Below are 21145 nucleotides of genomic sequence, written 5' to 3' on the forward strand. Positions count from 1 at the left end.
TGAACCTACTGAAGTCCTTATAGCTCCGGCAATAGGGATGAAGAAGCTGCCTCTGTATTGCTGTAAGCATGTGGAAGCTATTTAAATTTATAAATAATTTAACTAAAAACACACCCTATGTTTAAAGATGACCAATCGATAAAGCCACAAAGCCCGACAAGCAATGTTAAAGATATCGCAGGAGAAGAAACAGCTTAAAAAAGCTAAAGATATTGCGGTACAAAAAGTAGATGATAAGCTTCAGAAAGCCGACGAAGCAGTTAAAAAATCTGCAAAAAAAGCACAGGAAATATACGCCGGTACTGCCCAGAATTCTAAAATGTTCATGAATCAGACTCTTGTGCCCAATAACCCATCCGTCACCGAAAATAGAGTGTGGTCTAAACAGCCCACCTCAAAAATACACAATGCAGCAGCCCTTCCTGAAAGCTATATTGCAGGCATCAACCGGGTTATAAAACTTGATGTAGTGATTGAGGGACAACTTATCAAACATTTCAAACATTTTAAGCTGGTTCAGAGTGCTTCAAGGCATCATGAATTTAGTCTGACCCTTGCCCATGATACTTTAGGAGGCCCGGAAAATCATAATTTGCAGCAGGCACAGAACTTTTTAGGAAAAAGAATTACAGTTGTATTTAAATATAAAGATATTGAGCAGGGACCCGAACGTAATTTCGTGGGCGTTATTACGGAAGTAGGTTTCAGCCAGGAAAAAGGAAGCCTTGGAAACATTGTTCTTAAAGGTTACAGTCCAACCATTTTACTGGATGCGGCACCCCATATTCAGAGTTTCGGAGGAAAACAGGAAGTAAGCCTGAACAGTATTGCAGATCATGTGATAAAAGAAGGTCTTGGACAGAACAGATTTGATTTCAGGGTAGATGCCCAGCATGGAAATGTTCCGTACAGCTCCCAATATGAAGAAACCCATTATAATTATCTGGCCAGAATTGCAGAAGCATATGGTGAACAGTTTTATTATGATGGTGAAGTACTGCATTTTGGAAAACTTCCGCCACAGGAAAAACCGGTTAAACTTACTTATGGCAGCAGTGTGAGCGATATTACGATCAAAATGAAAGCACAGCATGTAAGTCCTAGTTTTTATGGCTACAACAGCAGTAAAAATGAAAAACTGATTACCGGAGCCTCAAAGATCAGCCATACTTCAGATATTGCCAAACGTGCTTACGAAATATCAGAAAAAACCTTCAAAACACCTTCATTAAGAGTAGCCCCAATCAAGGCCACCTCTTTTATGGATATTGATGCATCCCAAAAAGGAACAGCAGGAAGTAAAGCATCTGAAGTTTTCATCACCTCAGGTTCTACAACAGTGCCGTTCTTGTATCCGGGATGTACCGCAGATATTGAAATGCGTAAGACAGAGAGCAATGATACCGCTTATTTTACCAAACTAATGATCATTGGAGTTACCCATGAAGTAAATGCAAGAGGCTATTATGACGGAACTTTTGAAGCTATTGCAGCCGATACGGGATTTATTCCACGTCCTGAATTTGAAAACCCAAAAGCAGAGCCACAATTTGCCAAAGTAATTTCAAATACAGATCCCTTAAACCAAGGGAGAGTGCAGGTACAATTTGACTGGCAGGGCGGACAGGATAGTACTGAATTTGTACGTGTAATGACACCAGACGCAGGAAGCAGTGACAAAGTAAGCAAAAAACAGAGGCTTTATGGCTGTTCCGGAGGTTGGAGATCAGGTCATTGTAAACTTTGTGCACCAGCACCCAGACCGTCCGTTTGTAATGGGAGGAATGTTCCATGGTGGAATCGGAGGCGGAGGCGGAACTGATAATAACATAAAAAGTTTAAGCAGTAGAAGCGGAAATAAATTGGAATTAAATGATGGTGAAGGTTCTGTTTTCCTGACCGATCAAGGTGGTGCCAATATGAAATTTGACGGAGCGGGAAATGCACAGACAAATGCCAATAATAATAAAACAGTCAATGTAGGAAATAACAATACCGTTAATGCAGGAAGTACAAGCGCTATTAATGTAGGAGGTAAAGAAGGAGAGGGTGCAAATGCTTTTCTGAAGATGGATGCTGCCGGAAATATATCATTAGAAGGAAAAACAAAGATTGAGTTAAAAGTAGGCGAAAATACCATTACGATTACCAAAGAAGGGATTAGTGTTTCTGCTAAAGAAGGTATGCTGGATATGAATTCATTACAAAATGCTCTGTTGGTAACACAGGATAATTTAAGTATTCATAGTCAATCGAAAACATCAATTAATGCGACGGGAGATCTATTTATTACCGGAAGCATTGTAGATATCAATTAAGGATGTAATGATGCTCTTAAAATCTGTTAGAATATGCCAATAGAACTGACCAATGAAAAAATAGATGATTTATCAGGATTTAAATACGCCTGGTATAAAATGGCAGAATATAATATTAATATTAAATCTTATCTTACTTTAGGAAAAGGAAAAGCCAATCAAACAGAAATAGAAGAAGACTGGATCATCTCACCGGGAGAATATAACCATATCGCAATCAACTCTTCTCCTCAAAGATATATTCAGTCTGACGGACAAATGCAGCCTTTTTACGAGATCCTTGAAAAAATAAATAAGGCAACAGAGGTATTGGAAATATCTTTACATACGGATAAAAGCATTGATGAGGTCACCAATAAAAATGAAGTTTTAAATAAATGGAGCGAGATAAAAAAAGATTTACACTTTTTTGAATTGGTAAAAGAGAGCTATAAAACTTTTATACATATCTATGATAAGGAGTTTAATAATATAGATGATAATATTAAACTGAATTTTTTATACCAGATTATGTTTTATCCGTTGCCTGCTTTTAGAGGAGGAGGTTTCATAGATGAAATTCCGGTTAGAACTGCTTTATCTACTCTTTTTCCGGGCGAAAAATTAAGATACAGCTCCCATTATAAAATTTCTAAAAGAGATGAAGGGGGCTATATAGTGAAACTGGAAGCTAAGAATAAAGATGACCAGTCACAATTTGAAAATGTGTATAAAGATAAGTATCAAAGGACGTTGGGCAGTGCTTTAGCATATGCCTATTCAGTAGAAGGAGAGTATGTGTACAACGAAGATTCAGTATTATCTGAAGTGATGTTCCATGTGAAAGAGGAACTGAATGAAAACATGTTTTATGTCTGCAGATATCATATAAAACTAAATAAAAAAGTATCAGTATGAGTCAATTATATATAGCACAGGATACCCCTCTTATGTGTAGTAAGGGGAGAAGGCTTATAGGAATTAGAGTCAGTTCTCAGTCTTCAGTAAAATTGAAGAAGGGAGGTAAGCTGATGGCTACAGAAGATGACCGCTTTAAAGACAATTTCATTTGTCCTGAAATGATGATGGCGGGAGCTTTAGCCGGAGTGGCCGTTGCGGCGGCTTTTTCAGGAGGACTTTTTGTTCTGGCAGCAGCTGCTTGGGCTGGCAGTGCGTTAATCGATGATTGTCTTAATATATGCTCATTTTTATGCAAAGGAAGTGATTGGAAAAATACACATCCAAAAGTAAAAATTGAAAATAAAAAACCTTTACTGCAAAACTCCAGCTTACATTGCTTTATAGGAGGAGAAGTTACCTTTCACTTACCAATTATGCAGTTGCAGGAAGCCAGCACTGCCAGTGAAATGGCAAAGGATTCCTATGATGATGGCTACCAAGATAAGGAAGGGAATGATATAGAAATAGATGGTTATACCCGTATCAATACTGATGATCAAAGTAAATTAGACCAACTGTTTGGACCCGGAGCATTGAAAAAAGAAGATTTTAATACAAATAGTGATAATGGTTTCTTTGCATCTTTATATTATAATGAAGATACAGGTGATTACTTCGTAGCATTCAGGGGTTCCGAACCTAAAGGCATGCAATTTTACCATGACTGGTTTATTGAAGATGGAGGACAAGCCTTTGGGTTTGATACTCCCCAAATAGAAAAAACAAGAAGCCTTGCAGAGAAAATGGATAATGCAACCAAAGGAAAAGTGAAATTTACAGGACATTCATTAGGCGGAGGAAACAGTGCCATGGCTTCCTATTATACGGGACTTCCTGGATATACCTTTAATGCAAGAGGAGTTCATCAAAATACTTTAAATTATCTCGATAAAAAAGGAGCTGTCAAATCAACTTCAAATATTATCAATTATAGTACAAGTAATGATATTCTTAATGGATTACAAAATAATAGAGAAGGATTACTATCCACTTTAGCATTTTCAGGAATCCCTGGCCTAAATCTACTTGCTGGATTTGGAGGTCTTACTGGAGCTGCACCAAGAGCTTTAGGAGAACAAAATGAAATCTTTGGATATATCGAAGATAATGAAGGGCTTGGTATTAAAACTTTAGGAAGCGGGCATAGTGCTTATGCAGATGCATTTCAGGCGATGATGGACACTATCAACACAGATGTTGTAGCTAATAATATATAATATGAAAACAATTATTTTAATACTTCTATCCATTATGACACTTACCAATTGTTCAGATTCTGTTTTTAGGTCACGTAAAAATGCAAATAGAAAAAATCTTCCACCCGGGAAATTGTTTGATGGAGCACAGCGTCAGGCTGCACAAAATATTTTTGATGAAAACAATGTTGAATTCATAAATACCATTAAGTCTCATCCTGAAGTAATCAACAAACTAAGTGAGAAGGAAAATAAGGGATATACATTGCTGCACTATGCCGCATTGCTTGAAAATATGAAAGCAATGGAAACTTTATTACAAAATGGCGCTGATCCTAATATCATCACACCGCAAGGCTTACCAGTCAGGCATGCTGTAGCACTTAATCATTATGATATGTTGAATATGTTGCTAAAATATCATGCGATGCTTAATCCTGCAATTGGAATCAGCCCGCTTAGTGATGCAATGATGTTAGGAGACGAAAATACTGAAAGAAAAATGATAAATTATTTGCTGGAGCACGGTGCAGATATTAATAACATCTCTTACAATGGAGGCAATATTATGGAAGATGCTACAAGAGATGATCTTGATCTAGCCAGTTATTTTCTGGAAAAAGGAGGGCAGCCTAAAATAAAAGGGACCAATCTTTGTCCAATGGCTGACTATATTCAATATAAGGAAAAGCAGAAAAATGAACGAAATTTACCAGATTCTCCTTATTACCAAAAGTTATTTGGAATAAAAAAACAATTAATTGAAAAGTATAATGTAACATTTCCATACGAGAAAGACCTTGTAGAAGAGGCGAAACTTAGAATAAAGCTTTATGAAAATTTAGGCCCTAAAGATAAAATATCAATAAATTTTGAGAATAATTATGGTGAAAACCGCTATCAGGAAGATTTGGCTATTGTAAAGGGAAAATAGAGACCACTGGAAACAATACTTTAATAAATATAAAATCAGACCGGATGAGGTCTGATTTTGTTTTTATATTTCCTATAATAGAGTAAAACATAAAGAAATCGAACCTTCCTAAAAGCATTCCTTCTACTTTAAAACAGACATTTACAGCATTATGTTAAATCAAAAGTCGTAGTATTACTACATCAAATCGTAGAACTACTACAATATTTCAGATTTACATTCAAAAACTTTTTCCTTACCTGCACCAAGGCTATCTTTGCTCTGTAATCAATCACTATTCACAAAATATATAACAATTAATTCACAAATTATGGCAGCAAATTCAAGAGGAATTTTAAAATTTAACGGGGGAGAAGGTCAGAAATTATTAAAGCTGAACTACAGCGTATCAAGATCTACAGACGTTTCAGGGCGTGTAGCATCAGACCCTTCCAACGCCCTTATCAAAATTACGGTAGAAGCAACTGAAAAATCTGATATCTTAGAAAGCTTATTGAACGGAAAATACAAACCTACAACAGGTGAAGTTACCTTCAATAAATCTCACGAAGAAGGTACACTGACTACTTTAAAGTGGGAAAACGGATATGTGATCCAACACGAAGTTGACTTCGATGCTATTGACAGCAACAGTATGCTGATCAGTTTTGTAGTAAGCGCAGAAGTCATTACCCAAGGTAACTCTGAGTACCGTGGAATGTGGCCGGGAGGCAATTAATAGACCCAAGTCTTTTTAGTAAAAATAACATCCGATAGAACAGCAGCAATGCTGTTCTGTTTTTTTTAAATGATCTGTAAAAAATAACGTGCATAAAGTTAGGATGTTAGACATCAGATCAAACATCAGACATCAGATGATGACGTACTGTCTACCTCTTAACTACGGAAACAGCCCCCGAAACTCTAAGACATTCAAACACTCAACCGGTATTCCTCGCCACAAAACTTATACCCCATAATTCATCACTGATAACTCAAAGAAATATTCCTATTTTCTTATATTTGTTCATTATTGATACTATGGACGCAACACAAGATAAAAGACTCTTTCTCATCGATGCTTATGCAATGATATTTAGAGGATATTACGCACTCATCAGGAATCCGAGACTGACCAGCACCGGATTGGATACTTCTGCTATTTTTGGCTTTACCAATTCTTTGATAGAACTTATCAGAAGAGAAAAGCCGACCCATCTGGCAGTTGTTTTTGATGTTGGGCAGGCAAGCGTAAGGACTGATGATTATTCAGACTACAAAGCCAACAGGAGCGAAACTCCTGAAGCGATCAAAATTGCTATTCCATATATTCACAGAATTCTGCAGGCAATGCATATTCCCATCTTAGGGGTAGAAGGCTATGAAGCGGATGATGTTATAGGAACTATCGCCTGTAAAGCAGAAAAAGAAGGTTATACCACATTCATGGTAACGCCTGATAAAGATTTTGCCCAGCTGGTTACCGATCATATTAAAATCTATAAACCCGGGTTAAAAGGTGGTGATATCGAGATCCTTGGAGTAGAAGAAGTAAAAGCAAAATACGAGATCGAAGACCCTAAACAGGTCATTGATTTTCTTGCCATGATGGGAGATGCAGTAGATAATATCCCCGGTCTGGATGGAGTGGGCGAGAAAACTGCTATGAAATTCCTTAAAGAATTCGGCAATATTGAAACCCTTCTGGCCAATACAGATAAACTGAAAGGAAAACTAAAAGAGAAAGTAGAAGCCTCTGCAGAACGTGGAATTTTGTCAAAAAAACTAGCCACTATCATCTGTGATGCCCCTGTAGAATTCCATCAGGAACAATACGATCTTGATACTCCCGATTTCGAAAAAGTAAAAGAAGTTTTTGATGAAATTGAATTCAGAAGACTATATGAAAACCTTTACAGAGCCTTTGCTTCTGCGCCTGTAGAAACGGTGATCGTAAGTGAAGTAGAAGTTAAGCAGACAGCCGAAGGAACACAGGTAAAGGGACAGGTCATGCAGCTGGATCTGTTTGCCAATTTTGAAGAGCTGGATCAGGCAACTTCGACCAAATCAAATATTGAGCAGAATGATCACCTTTATCAGTTCGTGGACAATCCAAAGGCACAAAAAGTACTTGTTAATAACCTGTTGAAGCAGAAAGTGGTCTGTTTTGATACAGAAACCACTTCACTAAACGAATTGGAAGCCGAGCTTGTGGGAATGAGTTTTTCCTACAAAAAAGGATTGGCTTATTATATTCCCTTATCTGAAGACAAAGGAGAAGTGCTTCAGACACTCGAAATATTCAGACCATTCTTTGAAAAAGAAGATCTGCTCAAAATCGCACACAATTTAAAATTCGATTATAAAATATTAAAACAGTACGATATTACCGTGAAGGGTGCCATGTTTGACACCATGATCGCTCATTATCTACTGAATCCCGATGGAAGACACGGAATGGATTACCTTTCCGAAGTTTATCTGAACTACAAACCCGTTTCCATAGAAACCATTATCGGAAAGAAAGGAAAAAATCAGGGAACTTTCAGAGATGCAGATCTTAGAACACAGACTGATTATGCTGCGGAAGATGCCGATATAACTTTCCAGTTGTACGAATTGTTTGCTCCACAACTGAAAAAAGAAAACTTAGAAGACCTGTTCTTCAACATAGAAATGCCTCTCATGGAGGTATTGGCTAAAATGGAGCTGGCCGGAATTTCACTTGATGAAAAATGGCTTGCACAGGAAAGCATTGATCTTGAAAATGATCTCAGACAGCTGGAAAGCAAAATTTTTGAATTTTCAGGAGAAGAATTCAATATGAATTCCCCGAAACAGCTTGGAGAAATCCTTTTTGAGAAAATGCAGCTTGATCCTAAAGCCAAAAAAACAAAAACAGGGCAATACGCCACTTCCGAAGATGTGCTTCAGAAACTTTCTTCAAAGCATGAAATTATCAAGCATATTCTGGAATACAGAACCTATCAGAAATTAAAATCTACCTATGTAGATGCTTTGCCTTCGCAGATCGATAAAAAGGATAACAGAGTGCATACCAATTTCTCCCAGACCACTGCTGCTACAGGCCGTCTGGCGAGTGTCAATCCGAACCTTCAGAATATCCCGATCAGAACACTTCGCGGACAGCAGATAAGAGGAGCTTTCGTTTCAGGAGAAGGTAAAAAGATCATCTCTGCCGATTACTCGCAGATCGAGCTTCGTCTGATTGCTGAGATCTCGGGAGAAGACAATATGATCAAAGCATTTCAGGATGGAGAAGATATTCACGCCTCAACCGCTGCAAAACTTTTTAAAATACCTTTGGAAGAGGTTTCCAAAACACAGAGAAGCCAAGCAAAGACCGTGAATTTTGGAATTATTTACGGGCAGGGGGCCTTTGCATTGGCAGAACAGACCGGGCTTTCTAGGTCTGAAGCCAAGCAGATGATCGAAGCCTATTTTGAGACCTATCCGAAATTAAAAGAATACATGGCTGAGCAGGTAAGCAAAGCCCGCCAGATGGGATACGTTGAAACCATTTTAGGCAGAAAACGTCATCTGAAAGATATCAATTCCAATAATTTTGTAGTAAGAGGCCATGCAGAAAGAAATGCTGTAAATGCTCCCGTTCAGGGAAGTGCAGCTGATGTGGTGAAACTGGCAATGATCAGAATTGATAAAGAACTGGATGCCCAGAATCTGCAAACCAAAATGCTTCTTCAGGTACATGACGAACTTTTATTTGAATCGCCAATTGATGAGATTGAAACAGCTTCAAAACTGATTAAAACTGAAATGGAAAGCGCATTAGAAACGCAGGGTGCCATTATTGGTAGAGGTGGGAGTCGGGAAGAACTGGCTGGAAGCGCATTAATAAAGGGTAATAATAAAAAATAAGGTGGGTTTTTAAGCTCACCTTTTTTTGATATAAAAAGAAGACTAAAAAATTTAGCCTTCTGAACTTTCTGTATTATGCAGAAAATTGTTGTAATCATTTTTCACCTCATTGATTTTACCTTCGTCTGTGGTTTTTAAGGCTCGTCCCAAAGGATAATATTGATCCCAGTGAACTTGATAAAGATAGTAAGTATAAATTTCCTGCGAAATACTACTTTTGTGGTAGTTTCACCGCTAAAGGAAAGCAGAATATTTAATCATGAATGGCATCATAAGCTTTATGTATAGCATCATCAGGAGATGTTTTCTCAAATAAATAGCGTTCTTTTTTTAGAGATATTGTTTTAGATTGCGAGGGCATTTCCTCTTCCATGGTATTGATGGTTTCATGGGTTAGTTTTCCTTTCATTGGCTCGTAGTACAATGCAGAATGGGAACCCGCTCCCATATTATAGGTTTCAATATAGGAAAGGATAAGGTCACCGTTCAGGTATTTAAATTTACTAAACTGATTTCCATTAGGGCCAATATCATAAAGATTGATTGAAAGTTCTCCTTTATTGATAGCAATATCTTCAGGATTATACATTTTATAGCCTGCTTCATTGTATTCATCTGGTAAAGCAGTTTCCGAAACCTTGTCCAGTCGATAAGTTTTATCAGGATTTCTGAGCAGGATTAATATTTTCCTGCCATCCAATGTATCTTCCTTTTTTCTAATGACCAAAGCTGCATCATCCAGCCCGTCCTGGTTAAGATCTCCTTCCGCATCATACTGAATTTCATATCCGTCGGGTACCAGATCGGATAGTTTTTTCCCGGTTTTAAAAGATTCGGTCGGCTTTCCAGCGTTTTGACCGTTTGCAGAATCTTTTTGTACAGTTTTGTTAGCGGTAGTATCATCTTTTTGCTTTGTTTCTGATGCTTTATCTTTTTTGCAGGAATAAAAGGTCAAAAGACAAAAAGCCAGCGAAGGAATAATTTTTTTCAATGGTTTTTAATTTTGTGATTTGTTTAAATGTAGAGATCTTTTATAAATTGACCCTATTCGGTTTCTGAGTATTTAATCTTTTTCAGATCGCCGATCTCTCTTTTCATTCTTTCTTTCCAACCTTTCCCATTCCTTTTTTCCAGATAATGATCAGTCAGTTCATTGTATTTTTCCTGAGCTTTTATATCTATCGGATCAAACGTACAGCCAGTATTCTTTGAAATGATGCCGTATTTTTCAGTGATACTGTCTATTCGGATGCTTGTTTGTTTATCATAGGCCGGGATAAAAAATCCACCTGCATATCTTACTACAATTTGGTCCTTTTTTATATCTTTTTCTGCCTCACGGATATAGTAGTTTTCTTGCTTAGTGAGTTCACTTTTGTTTTTTATGAATTCATTTGCAGCCATATAAACAAAAAACAATAATGCCAGAGAATTTAAAAGAGGAAATACCCTAAGAAATTTACTTTTAAAACTCAGATTTTTGAAATTTAAACTGCTGATCGGATAAGAAACTAAAGCTGTAATAGCAAAAACGGCAGGAAGGTATTGGAGCTGACATTCTTTAACAATATACCACAAATCAAACTGCATAGGATAATTAAGGAAATAATACCCTACAATGTACACTGTAATGAGAAGAAGTATAACAGTTAAATTAATGGCAATAATTTTTTTCATATCAAAAGCTCTTTCTTATTTAAAAATAAAAATTCTGCAGATAATCAAATTCATTCCGGGATACTTACAAGGGTTGATGTAAATAAAGGATCACAAAAACCTTCAGCAGACTCTCGTGATCCTTTATTGAAGCCCTTTTCATAAGGGGTTAGATATTGTATTCAATCTCACCGATATAATACAGTGCATATTCTTCATCATCCACTGAAACAGGATTGGGAATGGCGTATTTCTTTGCTAAAATAATAGCATTTACAGGAGTTTCCAGACCCAGTTCGTTGATCTTCTGTTCAACAGCCAGAAGCCATTGATCAGCATAAGAATAATCCGTGAATTTTTCATAGATTCCTAAACTTTCATCCTCAAAGCCATATTCCAGAAAATCATCGTCAAACCAATGGATATTTTGAGTTTCTGCAAACTTTGAAACATATTGGTCCTCATCTTCTTCTTCCGTGTAATACGTCTCATCTTCTTCTATAAAATGATAAAAATCCTCTTCATTTTTAAAATATCCCAGCCAAAAGTGTGAAGTCTCTTTCTCCATAAATTATTTTTTTAAGTATATCGTTTATTTATTTTAATCTCCTTAATTGTTCGCTTTCGCTAATGACTTTTTCCAGTCTTGAAAGCCTTGTTTTTTCCTGTTTCGCACTCATCAGCCAGTGGATGGTTATTCTCTTATAGGAAGGAGACTGCTTTTCAAAAAACTCCCAGGCAATACGGTTCATTTTAAACTGTTTTTCATATACAGAATCCAGAATCTGCTCTGTTTCGTGTGAATAGATTCCTGTTTTGTCTTCTTTTCTTGCCTCAAATGCTTTCTGACCTTCCGGAGTCATTAATCCGGCTTTCGTCAGCTCTTCCACTTTTTTAATGTTGATAATGCTCCAGGTACTGTTTGGTTTTCTGGGCGTAAAACGGTTATAATAACTTTCCGCATCTAATGATTTTCTTACGCCGTCTATCCACCCGAAACACAATGCCTGATCCACAGATTCAGACCAGTTCAGAGAAGCTTTTTCGCTGCCTTTTTTGTAGAAGCCAACCAGAACTTCCTTTTCTTTCGTGTGATTTTCCTCCAGCCACTTTCTGAATTCTTCCTTTGTTGCAAAAAATAGAGGAACCATGGTGAGTCTTTATTAGTATTAAAATGTAATATTACAAAAGTTTTCTTTTAAATCAGAAATTTACAGGATAAAGTCCATACCTTAAAAAATATTCTGATTAACTTTTTTATCGTAATTTTAGTATGGTAAAATGCTAAACAATGGAATTTCTTCAGGATCATTATACGATCCAAAATGAACTGCTGCTGATTCTTATTTCCGTCTTTCTTGGTCTGCTGATCGGTGCAGAAAGGGAATACCGCAATAAATCTGCCGGACTGCGGACCTTTATCCTGGTTTGCTTCGGATCCTGCTTGTTTACTATACTTTCTATCAAAATAGGGGTGCAGAATCCCGACCGGCTGGCCGCTAACATTATTACCGGGATTGGTTTTCTGGGTGCAGGTGTTATTTTTAAGGGCGACAATAAAATAGACGGTATTACAACGGCCACCACTATTTGGGCAACTGCTTCCATAGGAATGGCGGTAGGCTCGGGATATGTTTATCTTTCACTTTTGGGAACCGCACTGGTACTTTTAATACTCAGTGCACTGATCTATCTTCAGAATTTTATAGACAGCAGTCATAAGATCCGGGAATATAGAATAACCGTGGCTGGTTCGGAAGACATCCAATACTGCGAAAAAATATTTGAAGATCATCATCTGAAACACCTGATGATCAAATTGCAGTATGCTCAGGGAAACCTTTCCATAACCTGGAGGCTTACCGGCAAGCATACAAAACATGATGAGGTGGTAAGAAGATTGATTAATGATCCTAAAGTGGCCGCATATCAGTTTTAAAGTAAAAGCAAAAAAATAAAGGCCTGAGCCTTTATTTTTTCTTGAAAACATACAGATCCTTGTTCGGTCCGGTAATTTCCTGACCGTCCATATCCAGCTGTATCAGAATATTTTCGCCCACTTTATATTTATAATTGGCCGTTTTTCCTTTTAATGTGATGACACTTCCTGCAGCATCCCACTGAAAAGTTCCTTTATCCTGGTTTTTAGAATTTCTGTCCACATATTCCTCTGTAATACTGAATGTTTTGTCATTGTTCAGTGTAAGGGAAGTTTTGATTCCCGGGCAGTCAGCACACGGAATAACTGCTTCATAGGTACCTGGCCAGTCCAGAGCATTTTCTGAGGTATCACCGGCAGCGGTAGGAGTAGCTTTTGTAATGCTGTCAGAAGTTACGGTCTGTACAGTAGCTGAATCACTGACAGCGTCAGTGGTTTCAGTGGTTTTTTCTTTTTGATTACACGACGCTAAAAAAGCAGCCGATGCAATTCCGAGAATGAACATTTTGCTATTCATCATGATGAAATAATTTTAGATACATTAATACTTAAGTCCTTTTTTTGAAACAAAAACTGAGCCAGCGGCAGTGTGGTTTGGGTAAGAGAGTTTTAAGACGTGGAAATGGTTTGAGGTTATGGGTTACTAGATTTTAGTCTAATTATTTGTTCTAAAATTTTATATCTAACATTTAATTTTTGACATCTGGATCTGGATTCTGATGTCTTTAATCTTTAATCTTTGCTCTTGATTCTTCCTTCTAAAATTCACATTTCACTTGCGAAGCAAAATTCACCATTCACATTTTCCCATCTCAATTTCAACCTTAACCCAAAAGTCTCCTATTTGAATTTCTGCTTTTTTTCCTCAATCCCATATTTCACCATCCACGTAAGGCATATGTACAATATTCTTTGTAAATTGGGGCAAAATTTTGATTATGACAAAAAAGATACTTTTATCTGTATTTCTTTTGCCGGCAGCAATGGCATTTGCACAACAGTATGGAGGAATGTGGATTCCTACAGAGTTGAATGAGAAGGAAATGAAGGATCTGGGAATGAAGATTTCTGCCAAAGACATTTTCAATACTCAGAAGCCGAGTATAAAGGATGCAGTAGTACAGTTCAACGGCGGATGTACAGCGGAGATTATTTCGCCTAAAGGATTATTGCTCACCAACCACCATTGTGGATACGGACAGATCCAGGCACATTCTACCGTTCAGAATGATCTTCTTTCCAACGGTTTCTGGGCTAAAAATCCAGACGGAGAACTTCCGAATCCGGGTGTAAAAGTAGACTTTATCGTAGATATCAAAGAAGCGACTGATCAGATTTTGGAAGGTACGGATAACCTTGTGGAGCCGGAACTTACCAAAAAGATCAATAAAAATATTGAGGTTTATAAAAACGCTCAGAAAATAGAATCTTATCAGTCTATCATTGTAAAACCAATGTATTATGGTAACAAATATTACGCTTTCACTACAGAAACCTATAAAGATATCCGTCTGGTTGGGGCACCGCCTCAAAGCATAGGGAAATTCGGAAGTGATACAGATAACTGGGTTTGGCCAAGACATACCGGAGATTTTTCCATGTTCAGAATTTATGCAGGAAAAGATAATAAGCCTGCTGAATATTCAAAAGACAATGTACCTTACGTTCCGAAACATTACCTTCCGGTTTCTATAAAAGATAAAGCCGAAAACGATTTTACATTCGTATTCGGATTCCCTGGAAAAACAACGGAATACCTTCCGGCAGTAGCTGTAGAAAAGATCATGACAGATATTGATCCTGCAAGAATCGCTGTACGTGAGGTGGCTTTGAAAACACTGGACGAGAAAATGCGTACAGACAGCGAAACAAGGATCAAATATGCTTCAAAATATGCTTCAGTAGCCAACTACTGGAAAAAATGGATCGGAGAAGTGGAAGGATTGAAAAAATCCAATGCTGTTGAAAAGAAAGTAATGTATGAAGGCTCTCTTGTTGCTAAAAATTCTGAGATAAAAGGAACTTTAGATCAATTGAATAAACTATACAATGACCAGGCTCCTTACGCACTGAACAATGCTTATTATACAGAAGTGATAAGAAATGCTGAAACTCTTAAGCTCGCTGGAGATTATTACGACTACATTGCATCAGTTGAGGCAGGAAGAATGGACGATAAAGAAGTTGCTAAGTTAAAAACAAAAATAAGCTCTTTCTACAAAGATTACAGTGCAGAGCTTGATGCCAAAGTAACAGCAAAATTATTGGCCTTATATGCCAACAAAACGGCCCCTCAGTTTCTTCCAACAGGTTTCAGCAAGTATAAAGATGAAAATCAGAATATTCCTGTCATTGAAGAAATGTCTAAAAATTCAATCATCACAGGAAGAGCCCAGGTCAATGGAGCTGGGCTAACTGCTGATATTGAAAAGGCATTTTCTAACCAGGAAAAGCTGATCAAAACTTTGAAAAAAGACCCTATTTATCAGCTGTATGCTTCTATGAAGGAAACCTATATGAAAACGGCCGACCCTCAGTTTATGGCTCTTCAGGCGAAGATTGATGATCAGCAGAAAAAATTCATGGCGCAGCAGATGACAACGGATAAAGACAGAAAATTCTTCCCGGATGCCAATTCTACCCTTCGTGTGACCTACGGAAAGGTAAAAGGTTCTACCCCTAGAGATGCTGTTTCGTACGGATACCAGACCCACCTTGCAGGAGTTATCGAGAAATATGTTCCAGGGGATTATGAATTTGATGTTCCTAAAAAGCTGATTGATCTTTACAACAAAAAAGATTACGGCTTCTATAAAGATAAAACAGGTGATGTTCCGGTAGGATTTACTGCTACGAACCATACTACGGGAGGAAACTCAGGAAGCCCTGCCCTGGATGCCAATGGAAACCTTGTAGGTCTTAATTTTGACAGACAATGGGAGGGAACGATGAGTGACATTAATTATGACCCTCGTTTCAGCCGAAACATTATGGTAGATACCAAATATATTCTCTTCATTATCGATAAATATGCCGACTCCAAATGGCTTATCGATGAGATGAAGGTGATAAAATAATACATAAAAGTCATACCTTTAAGAATCTATTTAAATCCAATTTGAATAGATTCTTTTTATTTAACAGAGATGAAAGATAAGATCATCAATATACTTGCTGCTTTTGAAAAGGAAAATCTCGGAAACTCTTTTCCGCTGGATTACTGTCTGGCTGTTTATCACTGTGTCTCTGATGAAAATTTGCCCCATGTAAAACACATCATTCAATATAAAAATACGAAACAGTTTGAAGAAGACCTGGACTGCCTTTTAAAACATTTTCAGTTCGTCAACTGGTCAGAATTCAAAGATTTTGTCAAAGGACATTTTAAGCCTGGGAAAAAGATCGCTTTGCTTACTTTTGATGATGGTTTCAGGGAATTTTATGATACCGTGCTTCCTGTTCTGGAAAGGAAAGGAATCTATGCCTATAATTTTATAAACCCTGCGTTTATAGATAACCATGAACTGATGTTCCGGTGCAAGGCCAGTTTGATCATTGATACTCTTGAAAAAAGAAGAACAATAGATCCTGAAGTGTATCAGTTGTTAGCACTTGAAAATCAGACAAAAGAAGCTTTAAAACAGCAGGTTTTACATATTAATTACCAAAAAAAAGATATTCTGGACACACTCGCCGGAAAATTGGAGATCAGTTGGGAAGATTATTTAAAGGAATACAAACCTTATCTGACTACAGACCAGTTAAAAATACTGGCTAAAAAAGGATTTGGAATTTCCTCTCACAGCTGGGATCATCCCAAATACGGAGAATTATCATTGGTAGAGCAGATGAAAAGTACAGCCAGAACCTTTAATTATTTGAAAGAAAATGGATTTCTGTATGAAAGTTTTGCTTTTCCATTTACAGACTTTGGAGTGAAAAAAGAATTCTTTGATGAGCTGTTTAAAAATGAAGAGATATTCTGCTCTTTTGGAAGTGCAGGAACTAAATTAGACAGTATAGAAAGGCATTTTCACAGAGTTCCGATGGAAATGGGTGAAAGTGCGGAAAGAATACTGAAAAAAGAAGCTGCTTATTTCAGGCTGAAAAAAATGATCAACAAAAATAAAATTGTGAGAAGATGACAGAGCTGAAGACATTTAACAGAAAAGAACTTGACGATTTTATTTCATCCGGAGATTTCCGCAGTTTTGATTTTCTTCCCATTTCAGAACACCGTGCAAAATCCCACATCAGAAACCTGAAAGCTTTAGATGACCAGACACTTTTGGTTTTGGCTTTTTATGATGGAAAACTCGCCGGATATGTAGGTTGTTTTCCTGATAGTTATAATATTAATGGAGAAATTTTCCATTATGCGTGGCTTAGCACATTGTATGTAAGTGAAGAATTCCGTGGAAAAAGGATTGCAAAAGCGCTCCTGAACAAAATGTTTGAAGAATACAATGGTAATATCATTGCGACGGAATTTACCAAAGAAGCAGAAGCCCTTTACAATATGTTGGGTGTCTTCGAGTATGTTTTCCCAAAAGCGGGTAAACGTTACTATTTCCGGACGGATGCTGCTAAAATGATTCCAGAGAAAAAGCCTGGAATAAAGGTTTTGACGCCTCTTTTTCAAATAACAGATATAGCAGCTAATTCTTTAATTGCTTTAAAAAACAGCCCATTAAAGAAGCCTAAGTTTAAATTTGAAATCCTGAATCATATTGACACTGAGAGTTCAGTGTTTATGTCAACGTTTGAAAGCAGACGGAATGCTGATGAAATCAATGTGTTCATTAAAAATCCCTGGGTTTTGGAAGGAAAAAAAAAGATGAGAAATACCTCTTTTCAAGTTATGCAGATACTTTTAAATATTTCTGGGTAAAAGTTTATGATAATCACAATGTTTTGATAACCTGCTCGCTGCTGCAGCTTCGGGATGGGTATCTTAAAATTCCTTATCTTTTTTCAGCATCAGATTTTGACCGTTTTATTCAGGTTCTGAGTTATTTTATTGTCAAAAATAAAGTAAAAGCCTTAACTAGCTACCAAAAAGAATTGAATGAAGAGATTGACAATTCAAAGATATTTCCAAAGATCTATGAGCGTGATTTCGAAAGGAAATATTTATTCCACAAACTTTTGATAGAGCATCTTCCGGAAGGATTTGATCCAGCCTATCAGGATGGAGACGGGGATTGTATGATGACGTAAATTGTAATGGAGATTTTTAAATACAGATATAGGTTTTCTCTTGAATGATTATAAGAATCCTATATCAAGATACATGAAAAAATTCGAGAACAAGTCCTCGAATTTTTTTATGATCAACTGTAAGATTAATGTCCGAAGATCTCTTCCAGCTTAAGTTCTTTAAAGGATCCCATCTGGTTCACCGCATCCATATTCAGGTTTTCTTTTTTACCGATAATGGCTGTATTAAAATGGATCGGTTTGATTTCTGTCTGATAGAACTGCTTCAGATCTTCAAAATTCAGCTGTTCAATCTGCTCATAAATATCTTTTCTGAAATCATGATAGATTCCGATTTTTTTCAGCCTTAACGTATTGAAAAATATATTGTTTCGGGTTATTCTTGTAGAAGCAATCTGTTTCAGGGCAGCGTTTTTGGCATTTTCAAACTGGATTGGTACTTCAGGAAGCTCGTTCATAAGCTCATCCATCGTATCTACAGCGATCTGAAGCTTATCAGGCTGTGTCCCAATGTATGTTGTAATATAGTCAGGATGCCCCAGTTCAGAATTCGCAGCATAAGAAACATAGGCAGAATATGCTAAGCTTTTACTTTCACGGATCTCCTGGAAAACGATAGATGAAAGCCCTCTCCCAAAGTATTCATTAAATACATTTACCTTTCCGTATATCGAGGTATCGGCAAGATGTCCTCTTCCCACTTTGCTCATTTCCATCTGTACCATATCATAATTTGTGAAATAAACATTTCCGCTCGTTTCCGGTTCAGGATATTGCTTAGGCTCAGGAATCTGATAGCTTACATTTTCTACGTAATTGCCAATATATTGTTTGAACTTTTCAAGATCTTTTCCATAGAAAAACAGCTGATAAGGAAATTTAAAAAGCTTTTTCATACGGTCAGCAAATACCTCCGCGCTGCTGCTTTCAAGTTCTTCTTTAGAAATAATATCCGTGTAACGGGAGAAGCTGCCCAGCTTTGTATAATTGGTCAGAGCCGTCATGATGCGGTTTTTATCTTTTTTCGTGGCCTGGCGGTTTTCCAGAACGGTTTCTACAAACTGTCTGTAGATTTCCTGATCCGGTTTCACGCCATACATCCAGTGCTGGAGGAGCGCAATCCCTTTTTCTATATTTTCTTCCAGTCCGCTCAGTGAGATCAGAAGCTGGTCGTTTGTTGTTTTAAAATCATTGCTGATTCCTATTTTAAAGAACTCTTTCTTCAGATCTTCAGGCGAAAGATCTTCGGTTCCAAGATATTGCAGCAGCTGAGTAGAAATTCCAAGATCCCTGTCGTGATCACTCCCGAAAGGAAAAATAAAATGTGCCTGCGCAATATCATTGTATTTATTACGGACGAAGCTCAGTTTTTTATCTTTAACCGTGTCTGTAAGGATTTCCTTTTCATAATCAATGAATTCCGGCTGTATATCTTCCGTTTTTTCTGCAATAATTTCCTTTAAAAAATCAGACTGTGCATCCCGGTTTATTTTAATCGGGGTAATTCCGGGGTTTTCAACTCTTACCAATTGATCATTAATGCCTTTTTCCTTGTACACAATAACATAATTGTCCTTAAAAAAAGTATTGGCGAAATCTATAACATCTTCCTTGGTGAAGGTTTCATACTCATCCATTTCATTCAGTTCCTGCTCCCAGGTTCTGCCTTTGATATAGGTGTCATAAAGATTGGTAGCCAGTCCATCTGCCGTTTCAAGGCCTTTCATCCTTTGAATTTTGAAATCATTAATGATCGCAGGAAGAATCCAGTCCGGAAAATCTCCTTTTTTAATAAGCTCTATCTGCTCCAGAACCATATCTTTCGCTTCATCCAGAGTCTGTGTTTCCTTCGGAACGGCTACGATGGAAAAATATCCATACTGCTTCAGACCTACAGAAAAGGCCTGAGCCCAAAGCATTCTTTGCGTCTGGTTAATATTAAGGTCAAGCAATCCCGCTTCACCTCTGTTGCTGAGAATATTAGCTGTAATATCTGCCAGCATGGCTTCTCTGGTTCCGTAGCTGTCTGTTCTCCACGCCAGCTGCACCCTTGGTGTCGTTGGACTTTTTACCGTTCTCTTTACAATTTCCGTTAATGGCTGTTCAATGACAGGCGTCTTTTTTGGCAGCTCTCTGTAAGGAATCGTTCCAAAATACTGATCAACAAGCTGAATCGTTTGCTCAAAATCCAGATCGCCAACCAAAACCATTGCGTAATTATTCGGAACGTAATACTCATCAAAATACTTATGAATAGCCTTCATAGAAGGGTTCTTCAGGTGTTCGGGCTTTCCAAGTGTCGTTTGCTGTCCGTTTGGATGGGTCGGAAAAAGAGCGGACATAAGTTCATAATTCACAAGTCTGGAATCGTTATCCTGAGCCCTGTTGAATTCCTCATATACCGATTCCAGCTCTGTATGGAAAAGACGGAGAACAATTTCTGAAAATCTTTCCTTTTCTATTTTAAGCCATTTTTCAAGTTCATTATTCGGAACATTATTTTTATATACTGTCTCATCAAACCATGTATGGGCATTCGTTCCGCTGGCTCCAAGGGAAGAAATCACTTTATCATACTCATTGGCGATCGCGTATTGGCTGGCTTCCTGGGATACTTCGTCAATTTTTTTATAGATTTCCTTCTTCTTTTCAGAATCCTGTTCCGCTTTATGTTCCTCATATAATGCGGAGATCTGGTCAAGAAGTTCCTTTTCCTTTTTCCAGTTCTGTGTCCCAATTTTTGACGTACCTTTAAACATCATGTGTTCCAGATAATGCGCCAAACCGGTATTATCAGCCGGATCATTATTACTTCCTGTTCTCACAGGAATATACGTCTGAATTCTTGGAGCATCAAAATTTTGGGCCAGAAAAACTTTTAAGCCGTTTTTTAACGTGTAAATTCTTACCTTATTTTCATCATTGGGAATCGTGATATATTCGTAGTTGTTTTTATCTTTATGAACCGTTTCTTTGTATCTTCTATCAATCATAAGCTAACTCATTTCATTCCTAAAAATCAGAATGCATTACAAATGTAAGGAATCGGGAAGGAACAAATCAG

The 21145-nt window shown here is 37.4% G+C and carries 16 protein-coding genes and 1 pseudogene; 11 read left to right on the forward strand and 6 right to left on the reverse strand.

All coding sequences use genetic code 11. The features are described from left to right. Window positions 1-117 precede the first annotated feature (117 nt). The 6 genes and pseudogenes from QF044_RS01820 (at window position 118) to polA (ending at window position 9266) form a co-directional block, all read left to right on the forward strand. Window positions 118-2318: pseudogene (locus QF044_RS01820) on the forward strand (type VI secretion system Vgr family protein). 33 nt (window positions 2319-2351) lie between these two features. Beyond that, the gene (locus tag QF044_RS01825) at window positions 2352-3215 is read left to right on the forward strand and encodes a hypothetical protein (protein WP_307262963.1); all 864 of its coding nucleotides are present in this window, start codon (window positions 2352-2354) and stop codon (window positions 3213-3215) included. Beyond that, on the forward strand, window positions 3212-4474 hold the full coding sequence (locus QF044_RS01830) for a PAAR-like protein (RefSeq protein ID WP_307262964.1): 1263 nt from the start codon (window positions 3212-3214) through the stop codon (window positions 4472-4474). The genes QF044_RS01825 and QF044_RS01830 overlap by 4 nt, the downstream gene beginning before the upstream one ends. Window position 4475: 1 nt before the next feature. Further along, a complete protein-coding gene (locus tag QF044_RS01835; RefSeq protein ID WP_307262966.1) occupies window positions 4476-5387 on the forward strand; it encodes an ankyrin repeat domain-containing protein in 912 nt (303 codons plus the stop codon). A 310-nt stretch (window positions 5388-5697) separates the two neighbouring features. Continuing rightward, window positions 5698-6105, forward strand: coding sequence for a type VI secretion system tube protein TssD (gene tssD, locus QF044_RS01840; RefSeq protein WP_307262968.1), 408 nt, complete (start codon window positions 5698-5700; stop codon window positions 6103-6105). Window positions 6106-6407: 302 nt separating this feature from the next. Next, a complete protein-coding gene (polA, locus tag QF044_RS01845; RefSeq protein WP_373462580.1) occupies window positions 6408-9266 on the forward strand; it encodes a DNA polymerase I in 2859 nt (952 codons plus the stop codon). Between the two features lie 253 nt (window positions 9267-9519). Here polA and QF044_RS01850 read toward each other — a convergent pair whose 3' ends face one another. From QF044_RS01850 to QF044_RS01865, 4 genes are all read right to left on the reverse strand, one after another. Beyond that, window positions 9520-10257, reverse strand: a complete 738-nt coding sequence (locus QF044_RS01850) for a hypothetical protein (RefSeq protein WP_307262971.1) — start codon at window positions 10255-10257, stop codon at window positions 9520-9522. 53 nt (window positions 10258-10310) lie between these two features. Further along, a complete protein-coding gene (locus QF044_RS01855) occupies window positions 10311-10943 on the reverse strand; it encodes a hypothetical protein (RefSeq protein WP_307262973.1) in 633 nt (210 codons plus the stop codon). A 148-nt stretch (window positions 10944-11091) separates the two neighbouring features. After that, window positions 11092-11490 (reverse strand): immunity 22 family protein, encoded by a 399-nt coding sequence (locus QF044_RS01860; RefSeq protein WP_307262976.1) that lies wholly within the window; start codon window positions 11488-11490, stop codon window positions 11092-11094. Window positions 11491-11518: 28 nt separating this feature from the next. Further along, window positions 11519-12073, reverse strand: coding sequence for a YdeI family protein (locus QF044_RS01865; RefSeq protein ID WP_307262979.1), 555 nt, complete (start codon window positions 12071-12073; stop codon window positions 11519-11521). Window positions 12074-12213: 140 nt separating this feature from the next. On the opposite strand from QF044_RS01865, the gene QF044_RS01870 reads away from it, so the two are divergent. Next, window positions 12214-12861, forward strand: coding sequence for an MgtC/SapB family protein (locus QF044_RS01870; protein ID WP_307262980.1), 648 nt, complete (start codon window positions 12214-12216; stop codon window positions 12859-12861). A gap of 31 nt (window positions 12862-12892) precedes the next feature. Here the strand turns inward: QF044_RS01870 and QF044_RS01875 are convergent, their stop codons facing one another. Beyond that, the gene (locus QF044_RS01875; protein WP_307262983.1) at window positions 12893-13381 is read right to left on the reverse strand and encodes a copper resistance protein NlpE; all 489 of its coding nucleotides are present in this window, start codon (window positions 13379-13381) and stop codon (window positions 12893-12895) included. A 418-nt stretch (window positions 13382-13799) separates the two neighbouring features. On the opposite strand from QF044_RS01875, the gene QF044_RS01880 reads away from it, so the two are divergent. The 4 genes from QF044_RS01880 (at window position 13800) to QF044_RS01895 (ending at window position 18081) form a co-directional block, all read left to right on the forward strand. Next, entirely contained in the window at window positions 13800-15938 is a 2139-nt protein-coding gene (locus QF044_RS01880) for a S46 family peptidase (protein WP_307262985.1), read from the forward strand. Window positions 15939-16007: 69 nt separating this feature from the next. After that, on the forward strand, window positions 16008-17006 hold the full coding sequence (locus QF044_RS01885) for a polysaccharide deacetylase family protein (RefSeq protein ID WP_307262988.1): 999 nt from the start codon (window positions 16008-16010) through the stop codon (window positions 17004-17006). Next, window positions 17003-17752: a GNAT family N-acetyltransferase gene (locus tag QF044_RS01890; protein ID WP_307262990.1), complete on the forward strand. Its 750-nt coding sequence runs from the start codon at window positions 17003-17005 to the stop codon at window positions 17750-17752. The genes QF044_RS01885 and QF044_RS01890 overlap by 4 nt, the downstream gene beginning before the upstream one ends. Before the next feature lie 23 nt (window positions 17753-17775). Continuing rightward, on the forward strand, window positions 17776-18081 hold the full coding sequence (locus tag QF044_RS01895; protein WP_307262992.1) for a hypothetical protein: 306 nt from the start codon (window positions 17776-17778) through the stop codon (window positions 18079-18081). A gap of 125 nt (window positions 18082-18206) precedes the next feature. On the opposite strand, the gene QF044_RS01900 is transcribed toward QF044_RS01895, so the two are convergent. Then, on the reverse strand, window positions 18207-21074 hold the full coding sequence (locus QF044_RS01900; protein ID WP_307262994.1) for a pitrilysin family protein: 2868 nt from the start codon (window positions 21072-21074) through the stop codon (window positions 18207-18209). Window positions 21075-21145 lie beyond the last annotated feature (71 nt).

This window comes from Chryseobacterium sp. W4I1 (genome assembly GCF_030816115.1).
Lineage (GTDB): Bacteria > Bacteroidota > Bacteroidia > Flavobacteriales > Weeksellaceae > Chryseobacterium.